Annotated in this window: 16 protein-coding genes and 1 tRNA gene; 4 read left to right on the forward strand and 13 right to left on the reverse strand. The window is 72.7% G+C overall.

Annotated features, from left to right (window positions below; all coding sequences use genetic code 11):
• Window positions 1-53: 53 nt before the first annotated feature.
• Complete coding sequence (locus IE265_RS05085) at window positions 54-644, reverse strand: TetR/AcrR family transcriptional regulator (protein WP_190034135.1); 591 nt, start codon at window positions 642-644, stop codon at window positions 54-56.
• A gap of 478 nt (window positions 645-1,122) precedes the next feature.
• Between IE265_RS05085 and IE265_RS05090 the strand changes: the two genes are divergently transcribed.
• Window positions 1,123-4,476, forward strand: a complete 3,354-nt coding sequence (locus IE265_RS05090) for a S41 family peptidase (RefSeq protein WP_190034446.1) — start codon at window positions 1,123-1,125, stop codon at window positions 4,474-4,476.
• A 283-nt stretch (window positions 4,477-4,759) separates the two neighbouring features.
• Here IE265_RS05090 and IE265_RS05095 read toward each other — a convergent pair whose 3' ends face one another.
• The 4 genes from IE265_RS05095 to IE265_RS05110 form a co-directional block, all read right to left on the reverse strand.
• The gene (locus IE265_RS05095) at window positions 4,760-4,972 is read right to left on the reverse strand and encodes a hypothetical protein (RefSeq protein ID WP_190034136.1); all 213 of its coding nucleotides are present in this window, start codon (window positions 4,970-4,972) and stop codon (window positions 4,760-4,762) included.
• 81 nt (window positions 4,973-5,053) lie between these two features.
• Window positions 5,054-5,944, reverse strand: a complete 891-nt coding sequence (locus IE265_RS05100) for an SDR family oxidoreductase (RefSeq protein ID WP_190034137.1) — start codon at window positions 5,942-5,944, stop codon at window positions 5,054-5,056.
• A complete protein-coding gene (locus IE265_RS05105; protein ID WP_190034138.1) occupies window positions 5,941-6,864 on the reverse strand; it encodes an alpha/beta fold hydrolase in 924 nt (307 codons plus the stop codon). Before IE265_RS05105 ends, IE265_RS05100 begins: the two co-directional genes overlap by 4 nt.
• A complete protein-coding gene (locus IE265_RS05110; RefSeq protein ID WP_190034139.1) occupies window positions 6,861-8,399 on the reverse strand; it encodes a flavin-containing monooxygenase in 1,539 nt (512 codons plus the stop codon). The genes IE265_RS05105 and IE265_RS05110 overlap by 4 nt, the downstream gene beginning before the upstream one ends.
• Window positions 8,400-8,564: 165 nt before the next feature.
• Here IE265_RS05110 and IE265_RS05115 point away from each other — a divergent pair, with 165 nt between their 5' ends.
• Window positions 8,565-9,191 (forward strand): MerR family transcriptional regulator, encoded by a 627-nt coding sequence (locus IE265_RS05115; RefSeq protein WP_190034447.1) that lies wholly within the window; start codon window positions 8,565-8,567, stop codon window positions 9,189-9,191.
• A 97-nt stretch (window positions 9,192-9,288) separates the two neighbouring features.
• Here the strand turns inward: IE265_RS05115 and IE265_RS05120 are convergent, their stop codons facing one another.
• On the reverse strand, window positions 9,289-10,092 hold the full coding sequence (locus IE265_RS05120; protein WP_229916039.1) for an exodeoxyribonuclease III: 804 nt from the start codon (window positions 10,090-10,092) through the stop codon (window positions 9,289-9,291).
• 78 nt (window positions 10,093-10,170) lie between these two features.
• Between IE265_RS05120 and IE265_RS05125 the strand changes: the two genes are divergently transcribed.
• Complete coding sequence (locus IE265_RS05125) at window positions 10,171-10,647, forward strand: GNAT family N-acetyltransferase (protein WP_190034141.1); 477 nt, start codon at window positions 10,171-10,173, stop codon at window positions 10,645-10,647.
• Window positions 10,648-10,798: 151 nt separating this feature from the next.
• Here IE265_RS05125 and IE265_RS05130 read toward each other — a convergent pair.
• The 7 genes from IE265_RS05130 to galU form a co-directional block, all read right to left on the reverse strand.
• Window positions 10,799-10,872 (reverse strand) — tRNA-Ala (locus tag IE265_RS05130).
• Window positions 10,873-10,969: 97 nt separating this feature from the next.
• Window positions 10,970-12,319, reverse strand: coding sequence for a divisome protein SepX/GlpR (sepX, locus tag IE265_RS05135; RefSeq protein ID WP_190034142.1), 1,350 nt, complete (start codon window positions 12,317-12,319; stop codon window positions 10,970-10,972).
• Between the two features lie 173 nt (window positions 12,320-12,492).
• Entirely contained in the window at window positions 12,493-13,155 is a 663-nt protein-coding gene (locus IE265_RS05140; protein ID WP_190034448.1) for a GNAT family N-acetyltransferase, read from the reverse strand.
• Window positions 13,152-13,655, reverse strand: a complete 504-nt coding sequence (locus IE265_RS05145) for a MogA/MoaB family molybdenum cofactor biosynthesis protein (RefSeq protein ID WP_190034143.1) — start codon at window positions 13,653-13,655, stop codon at window positions 13,152-13,154. Before IE265_RS05145 ends, IE265_RS05140 begins: the two co-directional genes overlap by 4 nt.
• Window positions 13,652-14,131, reverse strand: coding sequence for a cyclic pyranopterin monophosphate synthase MoaC (gene moaC / locus IE265_RS05150; RefSeq protein ID WP_190034144.1), 480 nt, complete (start codon window positions 14,129-14,131; stop codon window positions 13,652-13,654). The genes IE265_RS05145 and moaC overlap by 4 nt, the downstream gene beginning before the upstream one ends.
• Window positions 14,132-14,193: 62 nt before the next feature.
• Window positions 14,194-15,516, reverse strand: a complete 1,323-nt coding sequence (glp, locus tag IE265_RS05155; RefSeq protein ID WP_190034145.1) for a molybdotransferase-like divisome protein Glp — start codon at window positions 15,514-15,516, stop codon at window positions 14,194-14,196.
• Between the two features lie 4 nt (window positions 15,517-15,520).
• Window positions 15,521-16,423, reverse strand: coding sequence for a UTP--glucose-1-phosphate uridylyltransferase GalU (gene galU, locus IE265_RS05160; RefSeq protein WP_190034146.1), 903 nt, complete (start codon window positions 16,421-16,423; stop codon window positions 15,521-15,523).
• 94 nt (window positions 16,424-16,517) lie between these two features.
• Between galU and IE265_RS05165 the strand changes: the two genes are divergently transcribed.
• Window positions 16,518-17,150, forward strand: coding sequence for a 5-formyltetrahydrofolate cyclo-ligase (locus IE265_RS05165; protein WP_190034147.1), 633 nt, complete (start codon window positions 16,518-16,520; stop codon window positions 17,148-17,150).
• Window positions 17,151-17,178 lie beyond the last annotated feature (28 nt).

Raw genomic sequence — 17,178 nt, forward strand, 5'->3', positions numbered from 1 at the left:
ACGTGAGCGGTCGCGTCAGGTGGAGCTGGCGAGGTGCCGAAGGGGGGTGGGGATCAGGCGCCGAGGGCGGGGAGGACCACGGCGTCGATGTACGAGAGGAGGAACTCCTGTGTCGGCGGCAGTTCGTCGATCAGCGTGCGAGCGGCGAAGGCACCGATCATCATGTGCAGCACGAAGTCGTTCGCGGGGTTGTCCGCACGGATCTCACCCCGGTCGGCCGCGCGCTGCAGGACCCGGCGGAATTCCACCAGTTCCGGCTCGACGAGCAGTTCCCGGAACGCCTTGAGGAGGTCCGGGTTCCCGTGGACGGCCATGGCCAGGCCCCGCATCAGCGCGGAGTTCTGCTCCATGTGGCAGTCGTCCTCGTGGGTCACGAGCGCGTGGAAGTCGCCTCTCAGCGACCCCGTGTCGATGTCGGCGACCCGGCCCCGCTTCTGGTGCCGCATCGCCTTGACGACCAGTTCGGCCTTGCCGCCCCACTGGCGGTAGAGGGTGGCCTTGCTGGACCGGGTGCGGGCGGCCACGGCGTCCATGGTCAGAGCGTCGTAGCCGACCTCTCTGAGCAGGTCGAGCACGGCCGCGTACAGCTCGGCCTCGCGCTCGGGCGTGATCCGGCTGCGACGCGTCGTTGCCGCCTCGGCCATCCCGCTCACCGCTTCCACTCGATGCCCACCGGATCCAGTGTGTCCGCTGGATCCACTCGATCGAAACTGTCTCGTACTGCTCTGAAGGTACCCCATGGATTGTGCGAAACGAAACCGTTTCGTACGTGTGCTGCGTCACGGTGTCCCGCACCCCCGCGGGCCGTGCCGGGGGCGGCCGCGCACCGGGCCACGAGTTGCCGGGCCAGGCCCACCGGAAAAGCATGGGGAGGTGAGCCACGAGCACGAGAGAGCGACCGCGGACGGCCCTGCGACGGCGGACGGCGAGCCCCGCCCCCCGACGACGGACACCACCGATGGCGCAGGGTCCGCGGCGGCGGCCCCCGCCGACGCCCGGGCCCCCACCACTCGCGGCACCACGGACTCCGGCGGCACCGCCGATCCCCGCGGCACTGCGGGCCCCGGCGGCACTGCGGAAGGCGCCGGTCCGGCGGACGGCGGCGACGGATCGGCCGCCTATCTGCGCTTCCCGCACCTCAGTGGCGACCGGCTGTGCTTCGCCGCCGAGGACGACCTCTGGGTGGCCCCCCTCGACAACCCGGGACGCGCCTGGCGGCTCACCGTCGACCGCACGAAGGTCGGCCACCCGCGCTTCTCGCCCGACGGCCGCCACATCGCGTACACGACCTGGCGCAGCCTGGTGCCGGAGATCCACCTGACCCCCGTGGACGGCGGCCCGGCCCGCCGGCTCACCTACTGGGGAAACGCCGACACCCAGGTGTGCGGCTGGTCGCCCGACGGGGACATCCTCGCCGTCGCCTCGCACGGCGAACCCTTCTCGTACTACACGTGGGCCTACAGCGTGCCCGTCGACGGCGGGCCCGGCCGCAAGCTCCCGTGGGGCCCGGTCTCCGCCCTCGCCGTCGCCGACTTCGCGCAGGAGCGCAGGACCCTGCTGCTCACCGGGACTCCGCCGCACGAGCCCGCGTCGTGGAAGCGCTACCGGGGCGGGGCCATGGGCCGGCTCTGGGTGCACGGACAGCGGATCCTCGCCGACCTCGGCGGCCATGTGGACTGCCCGATGTTCGTCGGCGACCGGGTCGCCTTCCTCTCCGACCACGAGGGCATCGGCAACCTGTACTCCTGCCAGCACGACGGCTCCGACCTGCGCCGCCACACCGACCACGACGCCTTCTACGCCCGGCACGCGTCGAGCGACGGCACGCGGGTCGTCTACCAGTGCGCGGGCGACCTGTGGATCGTCGACGCCCTCACCGCCGACTCCGTGCCGCGCCGCCTCGACGTACGCCTCGGCGGCCCCCGCACAGGCCGACGCCCGTACCAGGTGCCCGCCGCGCAGCACGTCGACGGGATCTCCGTGGACGAGACCGGCCGGGCCTGCGCCGTCGTGGTCCGCGGCAGCCTGTACTGGCTCACGCACCGCGACGGCCCGGCGCGCACGATCGCGGACACCCCCGGGGTCCGCGTCCGGCTGCCGGAGATGCTCGGTTCCGGCGGGCAGGTGGCGTACGTGACGGACGCGGACGGCGAGGACGCCGTCGAGATCGCCTATCTGCCGCGCGCGACAGGCCGGCGCGAGCCGCGACGGCTGGCCTCGGGCGAGCTGGGCCGCGTGCTGGAACTGGTCTCGGACCCGGAGGGCGGGCGGCTCGCCGTCGCCTCGCACGACGGGCGGTTGCTGCTGCTCGACGCCTCGGACGACCCGGAGGACCCGGAGGACCCGGAGGACCCGGAGGACCCGGACAACTCGACCAATTCGGGAAACCCGGAGGAGCCCGGCGGGACGGAACCCGGCCCCGGGAGCGTCACCGAACTCATCCGGTCCATCAACGGCCCGGTGCGCGACCTCGCGTTCTCGCCGGACGGGACCTGGCTGACCTGGTCCCATCCGGGCATCGGCCGCTCCCTGCGCCAGATCAAGATGGCCCGCGTCCGGGGCCCGGGCGCGCACACCGTCGTCGACGTCACCAACGGCCGCTTCGAGGACGAGAACCCGGTCTTCACCCGGGACGGCCGCTATCTCGCCTTCCTCTCCTGGCGCGGCTTCGACCCGGTGTACGACGTCCACACCGGCGACCTGTCCTTCCCGCTCGGCTGCCGTCCCTACCTCGTCCCGTTGTCCTGCGCGACGCCGTCGCCGTTCGCGCTGACCCCGGAAGGGCGTCCGGCGGCGGGCGGCCTGGACCCGGTCGAGGACGACACGGACGCCCTTCCGGACGACACCGGGAGCGGCACGGCGACGTGCACGGTCACCGTGGAGATGGAGGGCCTGGAGAGCCGGGTGACCCCGTTCCCGGTCACGGCGTCCAAGTACTCGGCGCTGTACCCGGTCGCGGGCGGCGGACTGGTCTGGCTCCGCTGGCCCATCTCCGGCGCGCTCGGCGAGACGTTCGCCAACCCGGACGACACGAGTGGTCGCCCCACGCTCGAACACTTCAACATCACCAAGGCCAAGAAGTCCGAACTCGTCGACCACCTCGACTGGTTCGCGACCAGCGGCGACGGCAGCCGGCTCGTCGTGGTCGACGAGGGCGAGCTGCGGGCCGTGCCGTCGACGGAGTCGGGCGACAGCGACTCGACCGTCTGGATCGACCTGCGGCGCATCCTGCACGAGGCCGACCCGCCCGCCGAGTGGCGGCAGGCCTACGCCGAGGCGGGCCGCCTCACCCGCGACTACTTCTGGGCCCCCGACATGTGCGGCATCGACTGGGACGCGGCCCTGGAGCAGTACCGCCCGCTGGTCGAACGGGTCGCCTCCCCGGACGAGTTCGCCGACCTGCTGCGCGAACTGCTCGGCGAACTGGGCACCTCGCACGCGTACGTGTCCGCGGCGCGCCGCAACGAGGGGCCGCCGCACTACCAGCGGGCCCAGGGCCTGCTGGGGGCCAACTTCGTCTGCAGGGAGGGCCAGTGGGTCGTCCGGCGCATCCTGCCCGGCGACTCCTCGGACTCCAAGGCGCGTTCCCCGCTGGCCGGTACGGGCATCCGCGAGGGCGCGGTCCTCACACATGTGGACGGCCGCGCGGTGGACCCGGTCACGGGCCCCTACCCGCTGCTCGCGGGCGCGGGCGGCACGACCGTGGAGCTGACCTTCACCCCGGCGCAGGGTCCCGGCGGCCTCTCGCGCCGGGTCGCCGTGGTCCCCCTGATCGACGAGCGGCCGCTGCGCTACCAGGACTGGGTCACCAAACGCCGCGCGGTCGTACGGGAGTTGAGCGGCGGCCGGTGCGGCTACCTGCACATCCCGGACATGGGCGGCTCGGGTTGGGCCCAATTCAACCGCGACCTGCGCCTGGAGGTGTCGCGTCCGGCCCTCCTCGTCGACGTCCGCGGCAACGCCGGCGGCCACATCAGCGAGCTGGTCGTCGAGAAGCTCACCCGGACGATCCTCGGCTGGGACCTGACCCGCGACGCCCAGCCGGTCTCGTACGCGTCGAACGCCCCGCGCGGTCCCGTGGTCGCCCTGGCCGACGAGATGACGTCCTCGGACGGCGACATGATCACGGCCGCCTTCAAGCTCCTCGGACTCGGACCGGTGGTCGGGCAGCGGACGTGGGGCGGTGTCGTCGGCATGACGGGCCGCCACGCGCTGGGTGACGGCACGGTCATCACGGTGCCGATGAACGCGGCCTGGTTCGACGCCTACGGCTGGTCCGTGGAGAACCACGGCGTCACACCCGATCTGGAGGCCCTGCGCACCCCCCTGGACTGGGCGGAGGGCCGCCACGCCCAACTGGACGACGCGGTGCGCCTGGCCCTCGACCTCCTGGCAGACCGCCCCGCGGCCACCCCGCCCGGCTACGACGACATCCCCGACAGGTCCCGCCCACCCCTCCCCCCAAGAACCCCCTGACCCACCACACGAGGCAGGGGCGCGAGGAACCGCGCGACCAACCCTCACCGGCGGGACGGCCGACACCCAACCCAGCCAACCCACCCCCCAGGGGCGCGGGGAACCGCGCAAACCCACCCACCGGACCCCAACCCCCGCAGGGGCGCGGGGAACTGCGCGACCAGCCACGACGGCGCCGCACCCGACGAACCACGGCGCGAACACAAAGAAGCGCGGGGCGCCCCCGGAGAAGGAGGGCACCCCACGCTCACGAACGGGCGGTCACACCACCCGCAGCGCTCCGTCAGGCATCGAAGTCCTGGTCGAACCGCTCCCGCGCGTCACGCTGCACGCGCTCCGGCCCCTCGGGCGTCTGACGCCCGCGCTGCGGCCCCTGCGGCTGGCGCTCGCGCTGCTGACCGCGCTCGTTCACGTCGTCCTGCGGCCGGCCGGCACGCTCACGCGGCTGCGCATCGAGCTGCTTGGCCTTCTCCTGGAACTGGTCCTTGATGCCCATGTGATGTCACTCCCGATGTGGGTGAGGTGGTTGGGGCTCGACCAGATTGGCACGCCCGGACACGCCACGCATGTCGACCGATCACGGACTGTGACGCACCTCGTCCCGGGCCTGCTCGTCGGCCGCGCCGCCCGCCCCGACGAGCCCCTTCCCGACCGTCGACAGCCGCGGCGCGAACCGCCGCACCTCGCGCTGCCCGACCGTCCCGATGAGCCCCGGCAGGTACCCGCGTACGCCCTGCATCCCGCGCAGCCACCACTGCCCGTACACATGACTGGAGCGGCGCTCGATCCCGGTGACGATCCGGTCGACGGCCGGACCCAGCGGGTAGGTCTTGTTGGCCGGCCACGGCAGCCGCTGCCTCAACTCCCGCATCACGTCGTCCTGATCGGCCCCGCGCACCATGTCGGTGTCGGTCCACGACAGGTAGCCGACCCCGACCCGCACACCCCGGTGCCCGACCTCGGCCCGCAGGCAGTGCGCGTACGCCTCGACCCCCGACTTGGACGCGCAGTAGGCGCTCATCATGGGCGCCGGGGTGATCGCCGCGAGCGAGGCGATCTGGAGCAGGTAGCCCCGGCTCTCGGTCAGCGCGGGCAGGAACGCCCGTGCCGTCACGGCGGATCCGACGAGGTTGACCTCGACGACCCGCCGCCAGGCGACGGGGTCCGAGTCCTCGAAGGGCCCGCCGTTCGCGACCCCGGCGTTGGCCACGACGATGTCGATCCTCCCGAACCGCTCCTTCACCTCCCGGGCGACCCGTGTCATCGCCTCGTGGTCGGTGACGTCGGCGTACCAGTGGCCGTTGTCTCCGTGCAGCCGTTCGGCGACGCTCTTCAGCGCGTCCGGCTCCAGTCCGACGAGGGCGACCGTGGCTCCGCGCGCGGAGAGCTTGCGGGCGAGGAGTTCCCCGACGCCCCGCGCGGCCCCGGTGACGACGGCGACCTGTCCCTCCAGGCTGACCCTGCTCATGCGCCCTCCCTCTGCTCGATGCGTACGTAGGTGCCGACGAGTTCCCGGATGCGCCCGCTGACCAGCTCGGGTGCCTCGATCGGGGTCATGTGGCCGAGTCCGGGCAGTTCGGTCGAGCCGACGCAGTTCGGCAGCGCCGCGACGAGACCGCGGGTGTGGACGACGGGCGTCAACCGGTCCGCTGTGCCGGCGACGACGGCCGTCGGCACGGTCAACTCCCTTACTCCGGAGTCCAGGTCGAGCCCGGCCAGGACCTGCGACCAGGCGTGCCGCACCTTCCTCGGACACGCGTGCACGATCCGCGCGCACGCGTCGACCATGGCGGGTGCGGAGCCCGGTCCCATCGTCCCGTACCTGAGGACGCGCCGCGCGAGAGGCGTCACCGGACCGAGCGGCGCCCGGGACCCGAGGACCTTCGCCGTCAGCCAGGTGCGCGCCCGGCCGGCCCGCATCGGCAGCACCAGCGACTCGGCGACCAGCCGTGAACTGCCCGTGCTGCACAGCAGGACGGCCGCCGCGTGCTCCCGGAACCGGGCCCGCCCGGACGCGGCCATCAGCGTCATGCCGCCCATCGAGTGCCCCGCCAGGACGGCCTTCTCGCCGGGCGCGAGCGTCGCGGCGAGCACCGCCTCGAGGTCGTCGGCGAGTGCCTCCGTGCTGCACGCCGGGCTCGACGGGCTGCGTCCGTGGCCCCGCTGGTCGTACGCGACCACCCGGTGGTCGACGGCGAGATCCCGTATCTGCGCGGCCCAGAAGGCAGTGGAGCAGGTCCACCCGTGCGCGAGCACGACGGCGGGGGCGTCCTCGGGTCCGTGCACCTCCACGTGGATCCGGGCGCCGTCGGCGGACTCCGCGGTCAGCTCGCGCCCGGCGGCGGGCGGCGCGTAGGGTCCGCCGGCCGCCTGTGTCGGTCGGCTCATGCTCCGGCCTCCAGCTTCTTCTTCCGCCCGCCGTCGGCGCGGTGCCCTGGTGCGGGGTCCGGCGCGGGCGGCCGGAGCAGGTCGTACTCGGCGAGGTCCACGCGGCGGGTGGCGCCGCGGAACTCCGTCGTCGTGCCGGGCCACACGGTCGTGTTCACACCGTTGGCGTCGAGGTACCAGCTGGTGCAGCCGCCGGTGTTCCAGACGGTGCGCTTCATCCGCTCCTGGACCCGGGTGTTCCACGCCTCGACCGCGCCGGGCCGCGCGTCGAGGGCGGCCCGGCCGCCCACCACGTCCAACTGGCGTACGTAGTCGGCCAGGTAGTTGAGCTGGGACTCGATCATCAGGATCATGCTGGAGTTTCCGAGCCCCGTGTTGGGTCCGATGACCGTCATCCAGTTCGGGAACCCGGCCGCGGTGGCGCCGCGCAGGGACTTCATTCCGGTCGACCAGGCTTCGGCGAGCGTCCGGCCGTCCGCGCCGACGACGCGCTCGGCGATCGGCATGTCGGTGACGTGGAAGCCCGTGCCGAAAACGATCGCGTCGGCCTCGGTCTCGGTGCCGTCCGCGGCGACGAGGGTGGAGCCGCGGATCTCGCTCAGCCCGCTCGCCACCACGTCCACGTTGGGCTGCGCGAGGGCCGGGTAGTACGTGCTCGACAGCAGGATGCGCTTGCAGCCGATGCGGTACGTCGGTGTCAGCTTGGCGCGCAGCTCGGGGTCCTTGATGACCCGGGTCATGTTGCGCTTGGCCAGCCGCTCGACCAGGCCGAGCTCGTTGGGCCGCTTGGTGAACGCCTGGACCTGTAGCTCCCGGATGCCCCACAGGAGTCCGCGGCGGGCCTGCGCGGTGAGGGGCAGCAGCCGGTGCAGCCGGCGCTCGGCGCCGCTGATGGCCCGGTCGACGCGCGGCATCACCCAGGGCGGGGTGCGCTGGAAGACGGTCAGCCGCTCGACCTCGGGCTGCACGGCCGGCACGATCTGGATGGCCGAGGCGCCCGTGCCGACCATCGCGACGCGCTTGCCCCGCAGGTCGTAGTCGTGGTCCCAGCGGGCCGAGTGGAAGACCTTGCCCGGGAAGGTCTCGATGCCGGGGACGTCGGGGACCTTGGGGTCGGACAGCGGGCCGGTCGCGGAGACGACGATGTCGGCGGTGAGCGTTCCGCTGCTGGTCTCGATCTCCCAGCGAAGGTTCTCCCCGTCCCAGGTCATCAGCTTCACCTCGGAGTCGAAGCGCAGGTGCGGGCGCAGCCCGAACACGTCGGTCACGTGCTCCAGGTAGGCCCGGATGTGCTCCTGTCCGGAGAAGGTGCGGGGCCAGTCGGGGTTGGGCGCGAAAGAGAACGAGTACAGGTGGGACGGCACGTCGCAGGCGCATCCCGGATAGCTGTTGTCCCGCCAGGTCCCGCCCACGCTGCCGGCCCGCTCCAGGACGACGAAGTCGGTGACGCCCTCGCGGCGCAACCGCACGGCGGCGCCCAGCCCGCCGAACCCGGAGCCGATCACCGCCACCCGTACATGCTCGTGCTCGGTCATCCCGACGCCTCCATGCCACGTATGACTTCCGCTGATCCCGCCAGTGAACACTGGCGCAATGGGAGACTAGAGCAGCTCCATACCGATGGGTAGGGGGCGGGAGCAAGGAAAGTTACCGTCGGTACGACATAGGGTGCTCGGGTGGCGGACAAGCGGGAGTACCGGATGGAGGAGCTGGCCAGGGAGGCCGGCATCACCGTGCGCACGCTGCGCTTCTACCGTGAGCGCAAGCTCATCCCGCCGCCGCGCCGCGAGGGCAGGATCGCCTGGTACGACGAGGACCACCTCGCCCGGCTGCGCACGATCGCCGCACTCCTGGAGCGCGGCCACACCCTCAACGGCATAGCCGAACTCGCGGAGGCGTTCGACCACGGCCGCGACGTCGGCGAACTGCTCGGCCTCGGCGCGCCCACCGAGGAGACCCCGGTCCGCCTCTCCCCCGAGGAGCTCGCCGACTTCTTCGCCGGCCAGGACACCCCGGAGAACCTCGCCGCGGCCCTCGACCTCGGCTACCTCGCCACCGACGGGGGCGGCCTCGTCCACATCAGCCGCCGCCTGCTCGAAGCCTCGGCGGCCCTGGTCCGGGAGGGCGTACCGCTCGCGGACGTCCTCGCCGCGGCCCGCCGCGTGCGCGAGCACGCCGACGCGCTGGCCGAGCTGTTCACCACCCTGACCCTGGGCACCGACCGCACCGCGGAGGACCTCCAGCGGCTGCGCCCCCTGGCGAAGAGCGTGGTCGAGGCCGAACTGTCGATGGCGCTGGACCGCAGGATCGGCCGTCTGGCGAAGTGACGGGCCGAGCCGGGTACGGCGCCTCGCCGCCCCTCACCGCGGACGCGGACGCGGGCCCGGCACGGCGCCGCGCCGCCCCTCACCGCGGACGCGCTGCTCAGCGGTCGAAGACGACCGTCACCGGGGCGTGGTCCGACCAGCGTTCCCCGTGACTGGCCGCCCGCTCCACGTACCCCTTGACCGCGCGTGCGGCGAGTCCGGGCGTGGCGACGGCGAGGTCGATCCGCCAGCCCGAGTCGTTGTCGAAGGCGCGCCCGCGGTACGACCACCACGAGTACGGGCCCTCCTCGTCCGGGTGCAGGGCGCGGACGACGTCGACGTATCCGCCGTCGGCCTCGTCCAGGACCCGGCCGAGCCACTCGCGCTCCTCCGGCAGGAAGCCGGAGTTCTTCTGGTTGGCGCGCCAGTTCTTGAGGTCGGCCGGCCGGTGCGCGATGTTCCAGTCGCCGCACACCACGACCTCGCGGCCGTCGGCGGCGGCCCGCTCGCGCAGCACCTTCAGATGGGCGAGGAACTCCCCCATGAACCGGACCTTCTCGTCCTGCCGCTCGGTGCCGACCTCACCGGAGGGCAGGTAGAGGCTGGCCACCGTGACGCCCGGCAGATCGACCTCCGCATACCGCCCGCTGCCGTCGAACTCCGCCGATCCGAAGCCGATCCGGACGCTGTCCGGCTCACGGCGCGTGTAGAGGGAGACCCCGGCGCGCCCCTTCGCGGCGGCGGGCGCGTGCACGACGTGCCACCCCTCGGGCCGGCGCACCCCTTCGGGGAGCTGCTCGGGCTCGGCCCTCACCTCCTGGAGGCAGAGCACGTCCGCGGACGTCTGCGCCAGCCATTCCACGAAGCCCTTCTTGGCGGCGGCCCGGAGCCCGTTCACATTCACAGAGGTCACAGTCAGCACCCGGGCACGATACCGGCACACTGGACGGGCACACCGCTCCATCCCACCCACCGATTGCATAGAACTACGATGTCCAGTATGAATATCCATCCCGTCGCCTTCGACCACCCCGACGCCGTCAAGCTCAACGACCAGGTACAGGCCGAGTACGCCCGGCGCTACGGGGACGGCGGAGACGTCACACCGCTCGACCCGAAGATGTTCGCGCCCCCGTCCGGCCTCTACCTCGTGGCGTACGACACACGGGACCGCCCGGTGGCCACGGGCGGCTGGCGCACGCAGGACGAGAACGACGAGGGCTACTCGGACGGCGACGCGGAACTGAAGCGCATGTACGTGGTCGACGAGGCCCGCGGCAACGGGCTCGCCCGCCGCATCCTGGCGGCCCTGGAGGACGACGCCCGCGCGGCCGGCCGCGTCCGCATGGTCCTGGAGACGGGCGACAAGCAGCCCGAGGCCATCGCCCTCTACACGTCCAGCGGCTACGAGCCCTGCCCGAAGTTCGGCCACTACCGCTTCCACGAGAACAGCCGCTGCTTCGCGAAGCGACTCTGAAACGTCCGCGCCCGGCCCGGCACCCGCCGGGCCACCGGCCGCCGGCCCGCCCCGAGGCACCCCGGCGCCCGCACGGCCCCACCGGACCCCACGTCCGGACATACGAGCAGAGCCCCCGCCGGATTTCCCCGGCGGGGGCTCTGAGCTGCGGTGGACCTGTGGGGATTTGAACCCCAGACCCCCTCGATGCGAACGAGGTGCGCTACCAGACTGCGCCACAGGCCCTTGCAACGAGTGAAACTCTAGCATCCCGATCGGGGTGCTTGGAAATCCGTTCCCGGCGGCTGTCCCGCTGGTCAGGGGCCGGACCCCTGAGGAACCGTCACTCGTTGGCCGCGCGCGGGCGGCCGCCCTCGTCGTACTGGTCGAAGAGCGGCGTACGGCCGCGCTCGCGGGCACGGCGGGCCGAGGCGGCGCGGCGGGCGTCGGCGGCGCCGTCCGGGCCGCCGTCGGCCTCCGGGTCGTCGGCGTCCGCCGCGGCGGACGCTGCCGCCCCGCCCTGCCCGTCGGCCTCCACCGGGCACTCGTCGGTGGGCTCGACCGCGCTGGAGCGCGCCGAGCTCCACGCGTCGGGCGCGCCCAGGTCGACGTCGGAGGTGGCTCGCGGGGCGACCGGAGCCGTCACATAGGTGGGCAGCGGCACCGGGACGGGGTCCCAGCTGTCTCCGCGGCCCGGACCGTTGCGGCGCTCGCGCTGCTGGTCGACCCACTCGGCGTGGTCGGTCTGCTCGACGAGGGCGCGGCGGTCGGCGGCGAGCGCCATCAGACCGGGGTCGGTGTCGTGCCCGGATCCTTCCTCCGGTTCGTCGGCGGCGCCCGGCTCGGCGGCCGGCCGCCGCCTGGGCTGCCGCTCTCGCAGCCGCTGCGCCGCGGCCTCGGCGCGCCGGCGGTCCATCACGTAGGTGAACCGCCGCCGCTCCTGGGAGCGCAGGTACGCGATGTAGACGCTGAGCATGACCGCGGGCACGCCGGGCGCCCACAGGAGAGCGAGCCCGCCGACCGCGGCGACGATCGCGCCGAGGGTGAAGGCGAGGAAGAGGACGACGGTCGTACGCCGTCGGCGCGCGAGCACCTTCGAACGCCGGGCGCGTGCCGCGGCCTCCGCGGCGGCTGCCCGCCGTTCGGGCGAGGTACCGGACGTGCCGGAGGCTGGCGGCCTGGAGCCCTGGTGGGGCACCGGCCTGCTGCCGGTGGCGCGCGCCGGCTTCGGCACCGCTGCGCCCGCGGGCCGGGAGCCCGTCTCGGAGGGCGCCGGGGGCGCCTGCCCCGCCGACTGCTTGGAGTGCTGCGCCGGCTTCGGGGCGGTCCGGCCCCGCGCGTCCGGCCGGTCGTCGCCCCGCGTGTCCCGTACATCCCGTACGTCCCGCGCGTCGTCGACGTCCGCCCGTACTTCCCGGCGTGTCGGAGGCATGGCGAAGGCCCGGACGTCCACCGAGTCGGTGACTGCGTCCGGGTCGGCGCGCTGCTCCCCCTCTTCGGTGGAGCGCGCCCGCAGGTCCTTGGCGTACCGGCGCTCCATTCCCGCCCGTCCCGACAGGAGCCGGATGGCGGTGCTGAAGCGTTCCGTCGGACGGGCCTCATTCAGCTCGTCCTGCCTACGGAGCCACATAGGCACCAAGTAGGCGGCCCAGGCCCCGACAATGACTGCGTAGATGAGGCCGCTGCTGCTCACGCCTCACACGGTAGAGGGGTTTGTGTGAGGCCATCTGCCAATTGAGCCGGTGTGTCGCACGATCTGGCTGATATTTCGAGCTTTTTTTGTGACCGATGCGATCAACAGGCCGCCTCGGGGGCGAAATTAATGCCCGAGCTTGGTCGATCACCGATCATTTTCGAACACCCATTTCATTTCCAGGGTGTTCCGGGGGTGTCCCTCGGAGAGTTCTCCGGCGCGTTCCGCGAGCGTGTCCGGCGCCAGCGCGCCAGCAGGCCCTCGGGCACCTCCTCGGCCGTGAGCGCGAAGACGAGGTGGTCCCGCCACGCGCCGTCGATGTGCAGATAACGGGGGCGGAGTCCTTCCTCGCGGAATCCGAGTTTCTCCACGACCCGGCGGCTCGGCCCGTTCTCGGGGCGAATACAGACCTCGATGCGGTGCAGACCAACGGTCCGGAAGCAGTGGTCGGACACCAGCGCCACGGCCGTCGGCATCACTCCGCGACCGGCGACCGACTGGTCGACCCAGTAGCCGATATGGCCCGAACACATCGAGCCCCAGGTGATTCCGGCAACCGTCAACTGCCCGACGAGCCGCCCCTGGTACTCGATGACGAACGGCAGCATCCGCCCCGCGCCGGCCTCGGCCCGCAGGTGCCGGACCATCTGGCGGTACGTCGGCCGGTGCGTGATCGGTCCGCTGGGCGTGGGCGGCGGAATGGTCGCCTCCCAGGGCCGCAGCCAGTCGCGGTTCCGGCGGTTGACCTCGCGCCAGACCCGCTGGTCGCGCAGCTTTATGGGCCTGAGCACCACATCGCCGTCCACCAGCTCGACCGGCCAGGATGGGCTGTTCAGCTCGCACCCCCGGTGCCGCCGGAGCCGGGGTGGTCGCCGCCGCGGATCTGGTCGACGGCGTGGATCAGGAGGGGTTCGAGCACGGCCAGGCCGTCCCGGACCCCGCCGGTGGAGCCCGGCAGGTTCACGATCAGCGTCCCGCCCGCGACACCCGCGAGTCCGCGCGAGAGCACCGCCGTGGGCACCTTGTCCCGGCCGAACGCCCTGATGGCCTCGGCGATGCCGGGGATCTCGCGGTCGAGCACCTCACGGGTGGCCTCGGGCGTGCGGTCGGTGGGCGAGACGCCCGTGCCACCGGTCGTGACGATGACGTCGAACCCCTCCGCGACACCGGCGCGCAGCGCGGCTGCCACCGGGTCCCCGTCGGGGACGACCCGCGGCCCGGACACCTCGAATCCGTACGAGCCGAGCCCGGCGGCGATCAGGGGACCGCCCCTGTCCTCGTAGATCCCTGCGGCGGCCCGGTTCGAGGCCGTGACGACGAGCGCGCGGTAGGTCATGCCCGGCTCCAGTCGCCCGACTTGCCGCCCGTCTTCTCCTCCACGCGCACGTCCGTGATGACCGCTCCCTTGTCGACCGCCTTGACCATGTCGATCACGGTGAGGGCCGCCACGCTGACCGCGGTGAGGGCCTCCATCTCGACGCCGGTGCGGTCGGTGGTCCGCACGGTGGCCAGGATCTCGACGGCGTCGTCCACGACCGACAGGTCAAGTCTGACACCCGACACCGACAACGGGTGGCAGAGCGGGATCAGGTCCGGCGTCCGTTTGGCGCCCATGATGCCCGCGATGCGCGCGGTGGCGAGGGCGTCGCCCTTCGGCACACCCTCGCCCCGCAGCAGTTCGATCACGCGGGGCGAGACCAGGACGCGGCCGCTGGCTCGGGCCGTGCGTGCGGTCACGTCCTTCTCGGACACGTCGACCATACGGGCGGCGCCCGCCTCGTCGATGTGGGTCAGTCGGTCCTGCGTACTCATACTGTGGCGGCGCTCCCGGTCGGGCCTGTTGTGCGCGACACGGTACCCCCAAGCCGGGGTCCTCAGCCGAGCAGGACCACGTCGACCTCGGTGCCGGGCTCCACGGACTCGACGGACTCGGGGACGACGATCAGCGCGTCCGCGTGCGCGAGAGCCGCGATGAGGTGGGACCCGGCGCCGCCGACGGGGGTCACCTCCCCGTTCTCGTACCGGCCGCGCAGGAACTGCCGGCGCCCGGCGGGCGAGGTCAGCGCCTTGTCCGCCCGCAGCACCGCCTTCGAGCCGGGGCGGTGGACGTCCTCCACACCCATCAGGGTGCGGATCGCGGGGCGCGCGAACAGCTCGAACGACACGTACGACGAGACCGGGTTGCCCGGGAGCGCGAGCAGCGGGGTGTGCTCGGGGCCGATGGAGCCGAAGCCCTGCGGCTTGCCGGGCTGCATGGCGAGCTTGCGGAACTCGATGCCGCCGCCCTCCTCGTCCTCGTCGCCGACGGAGGACAGCGCCTCCTTGACGACGTCGTACGCGCCGACGCTGACACCACCCGTGGTGACCAGCAGGTCGGCGCGGATCAGCTGGTCCTCGATGGTGGCGCGGAGCGTCTCGGCGTCGTCGGCGACCGCGCCCACCCGGTAGGCGATCGCGCCCGCGTCCCGGGCGGCGGCGCACAGCGCGAAGCTGTTCGAGTCGTAGATCTGGCCGGTGCCCAACGCCTCGTCGGGCTGGACCAGTTCGCTGCCCGTGGACAGCACGACCACACGCGGACGCGGACGCACGCACACGGTGCCGCGGCCGATCGCGGCCAGCAGCCCGATCTGGGGCGGGCCGAGGACGGTGCCCGCGGAGAGGGCGCGGTCGCCGGCCTTCACGTCGCTGCCCTCGGCGCGCACGTGCGCGCGCGCCTCGGCCTGGCGGTGGATGCGGACCTGGCCCGAGGCGGCCTCGGGCGACGCGCTGCGGGCGCGCATCCCGGAGACCGGCCCCTCGCCGAGACCGCCGTCGGTCCACTCCACCGGGACGACCGCCTCGGCGCCGGGGGGCAGCGGCGCGCCCGTCATGATGCGGGCGGCCTCCCCCGGGCCGACGTGGAGCAGCTCCGACTCGCCCGCCGCGACGTCCCCGACGACCGTGAGGACCGCCGGGTACTCCTCGCTCGCGCCCGCGACATCGGCGACCCGGACCGCGTACCCGTCCATGGAGCTGTTGTCGAACGGCGGCAGCGAGACCGGCACCGTGACGTCCTCGACCAGGACACAGCCCTGGGCGTCGAGGAGTTGCAGCTCGATGGGTTCCAGGGGGCGGACGGTCGCGAGGATGTCCTCCAGGTGCTCGGACACCGACCAGAGGTGCTCCTGGCCGGTGGCACGGGTCGCGGCGCTGCTCAAAGTGCTACATCTCCTCGGTGACGTAACTGCGGAGCCAGGTCCGGAAGTCCGGGCCCAGGTCTTCACGTTCGCACGCGAGTCTGACAATGGCACGCAGGTAGTCGCCGCGGTCGCCGGTGTCATAGCGGCGGCCCTTGAAGACGACGCCGTGCACGGGACCGCCGACCTTCTCGTCGTCGGCGAGCTGCTGGAGGGCGTCGGTGAGCTGGATCTCGCCGCCGCGGCCGGGCTCCGTCGTGCGGAGTATGTCGAAGACGTGCGGGTCGAGGACGTACCGGCCGATGATGGCGTAGTTGCTGGGGGCGTCCGCCGCGTCCGGCTTCTCGACGAGTCCCGTCACCTTGACGACGTCGCCGTCCGCGGTGCTCTCGACGGCGGCGCAGCCGTAGAGGTGGATCTGCTCGGGCTCGACCTCCATGAGCGCGATGACGCTGCCGCCGTACTGCTCGTGGACGTCGACCATGCGCTTGAGGAGCGGGTCGCGCGGGTCGATGAGGTCGTCGCCCAGGAGCACGGCGAACGGCTCGTTGCCGACGTGCGGGGCGGCGCACAGCACGGCGTGCCCGAGGCCCTTGGGGTCGCCCTGGCGCACGTAGTGCATGGTCGCGAGGTCGCTTGACTCCTGCACCTTGGCGAGCCGCCCGGCGTCGCCCTTCTTCTGAAGGGCCGATTCCAGCTCGTAGTTGCGGTCGAAGTGGTCCTCCAGCGGGCGCTTGTTGCGGCCCGTGATCATGAGGACGTCGTCGAGGCCCGCGGACGCGGCCTCCTCGACCACGTACTGGATCGCCGGCTTGTCCACGACCGGCAGCATCTCCTTGGGAGTGGCCTTGGTGGCCGGCAGGAACCGGGTGCCGAGACCTGCTGCCGGGATGACAGCCTTGCTGATCCTTGGGTGCGACTGAGTCATGCCCGACACCATATCCGGTGCCTTTGTAGTGAATCTGTGGCTCCGGTCAATTCGCTCTCATATGAGCGCATTATGAAGGGTACGGAACAAGTCTATGAGCCGCCTGGGACCCGAAGCCGAGTCTGGCAAGCGATTGTTGCGGCGGGAGCTCCTCACGGTGAGGGCCGGGTTGACGGCCGATGACGTGCGGAAGTCCGGGACCTCACTCGCGGCCCGGGCCATGGAGCTGCCCGAACTGGCCCATGCTCGCACGGTGGCGGCGTACGTGTCCGTGGGGAGTGAACCGGGCACCCGCGCGCTCCTGGACGCACTCCACGCGCGGGGCGTGCGCGTCCTGCTCCCCGCGCTCCTTGCGGACAACGACCTCGACTGGGGCGAGTACACGGGGGAGGCCTCCCTGGTCCCCGTCCGGCACGGCGGCCGCATGACCCTCCTGGAGCCCGGCGGCGGGCGGCTGGGCCCCGACGCCGTGCTGGGGGCCGACGCCGTCCTGCTGCCGGGTCTCGCCGTCGACGCGCGCGGGATGCGCCTCGGCCGCGGCGGCGGGTCGTACGACCGGGTGCTCGCGCGCCTCGACCGGGCGGGCGCCGATCCGGCGCTGGTGGTGCTGCTGTACGACACCGAGGTGGTCGACCGCGTCCCCGAGGAGCCGCACGACAGGCCGGTGCGCGCCGCGGTGACCCCGTCGGGCGTGCGCCGCTTCCCGGGCGGCCCCGCGGCGGCCTGAACCGCGGAACGGCCCTCCACGCGTGCGT

The sequence above is a fragment of the Streptomyces fructofermentans genome, assembly GCF_014651055.1.
GTDB classification, from domain to species: Bacteria; Actinomycetota; Actinomycetes; order Streptomycetales; family Streptomycetaceae; genus Streptomyces; species Streptomyces fructofermentans.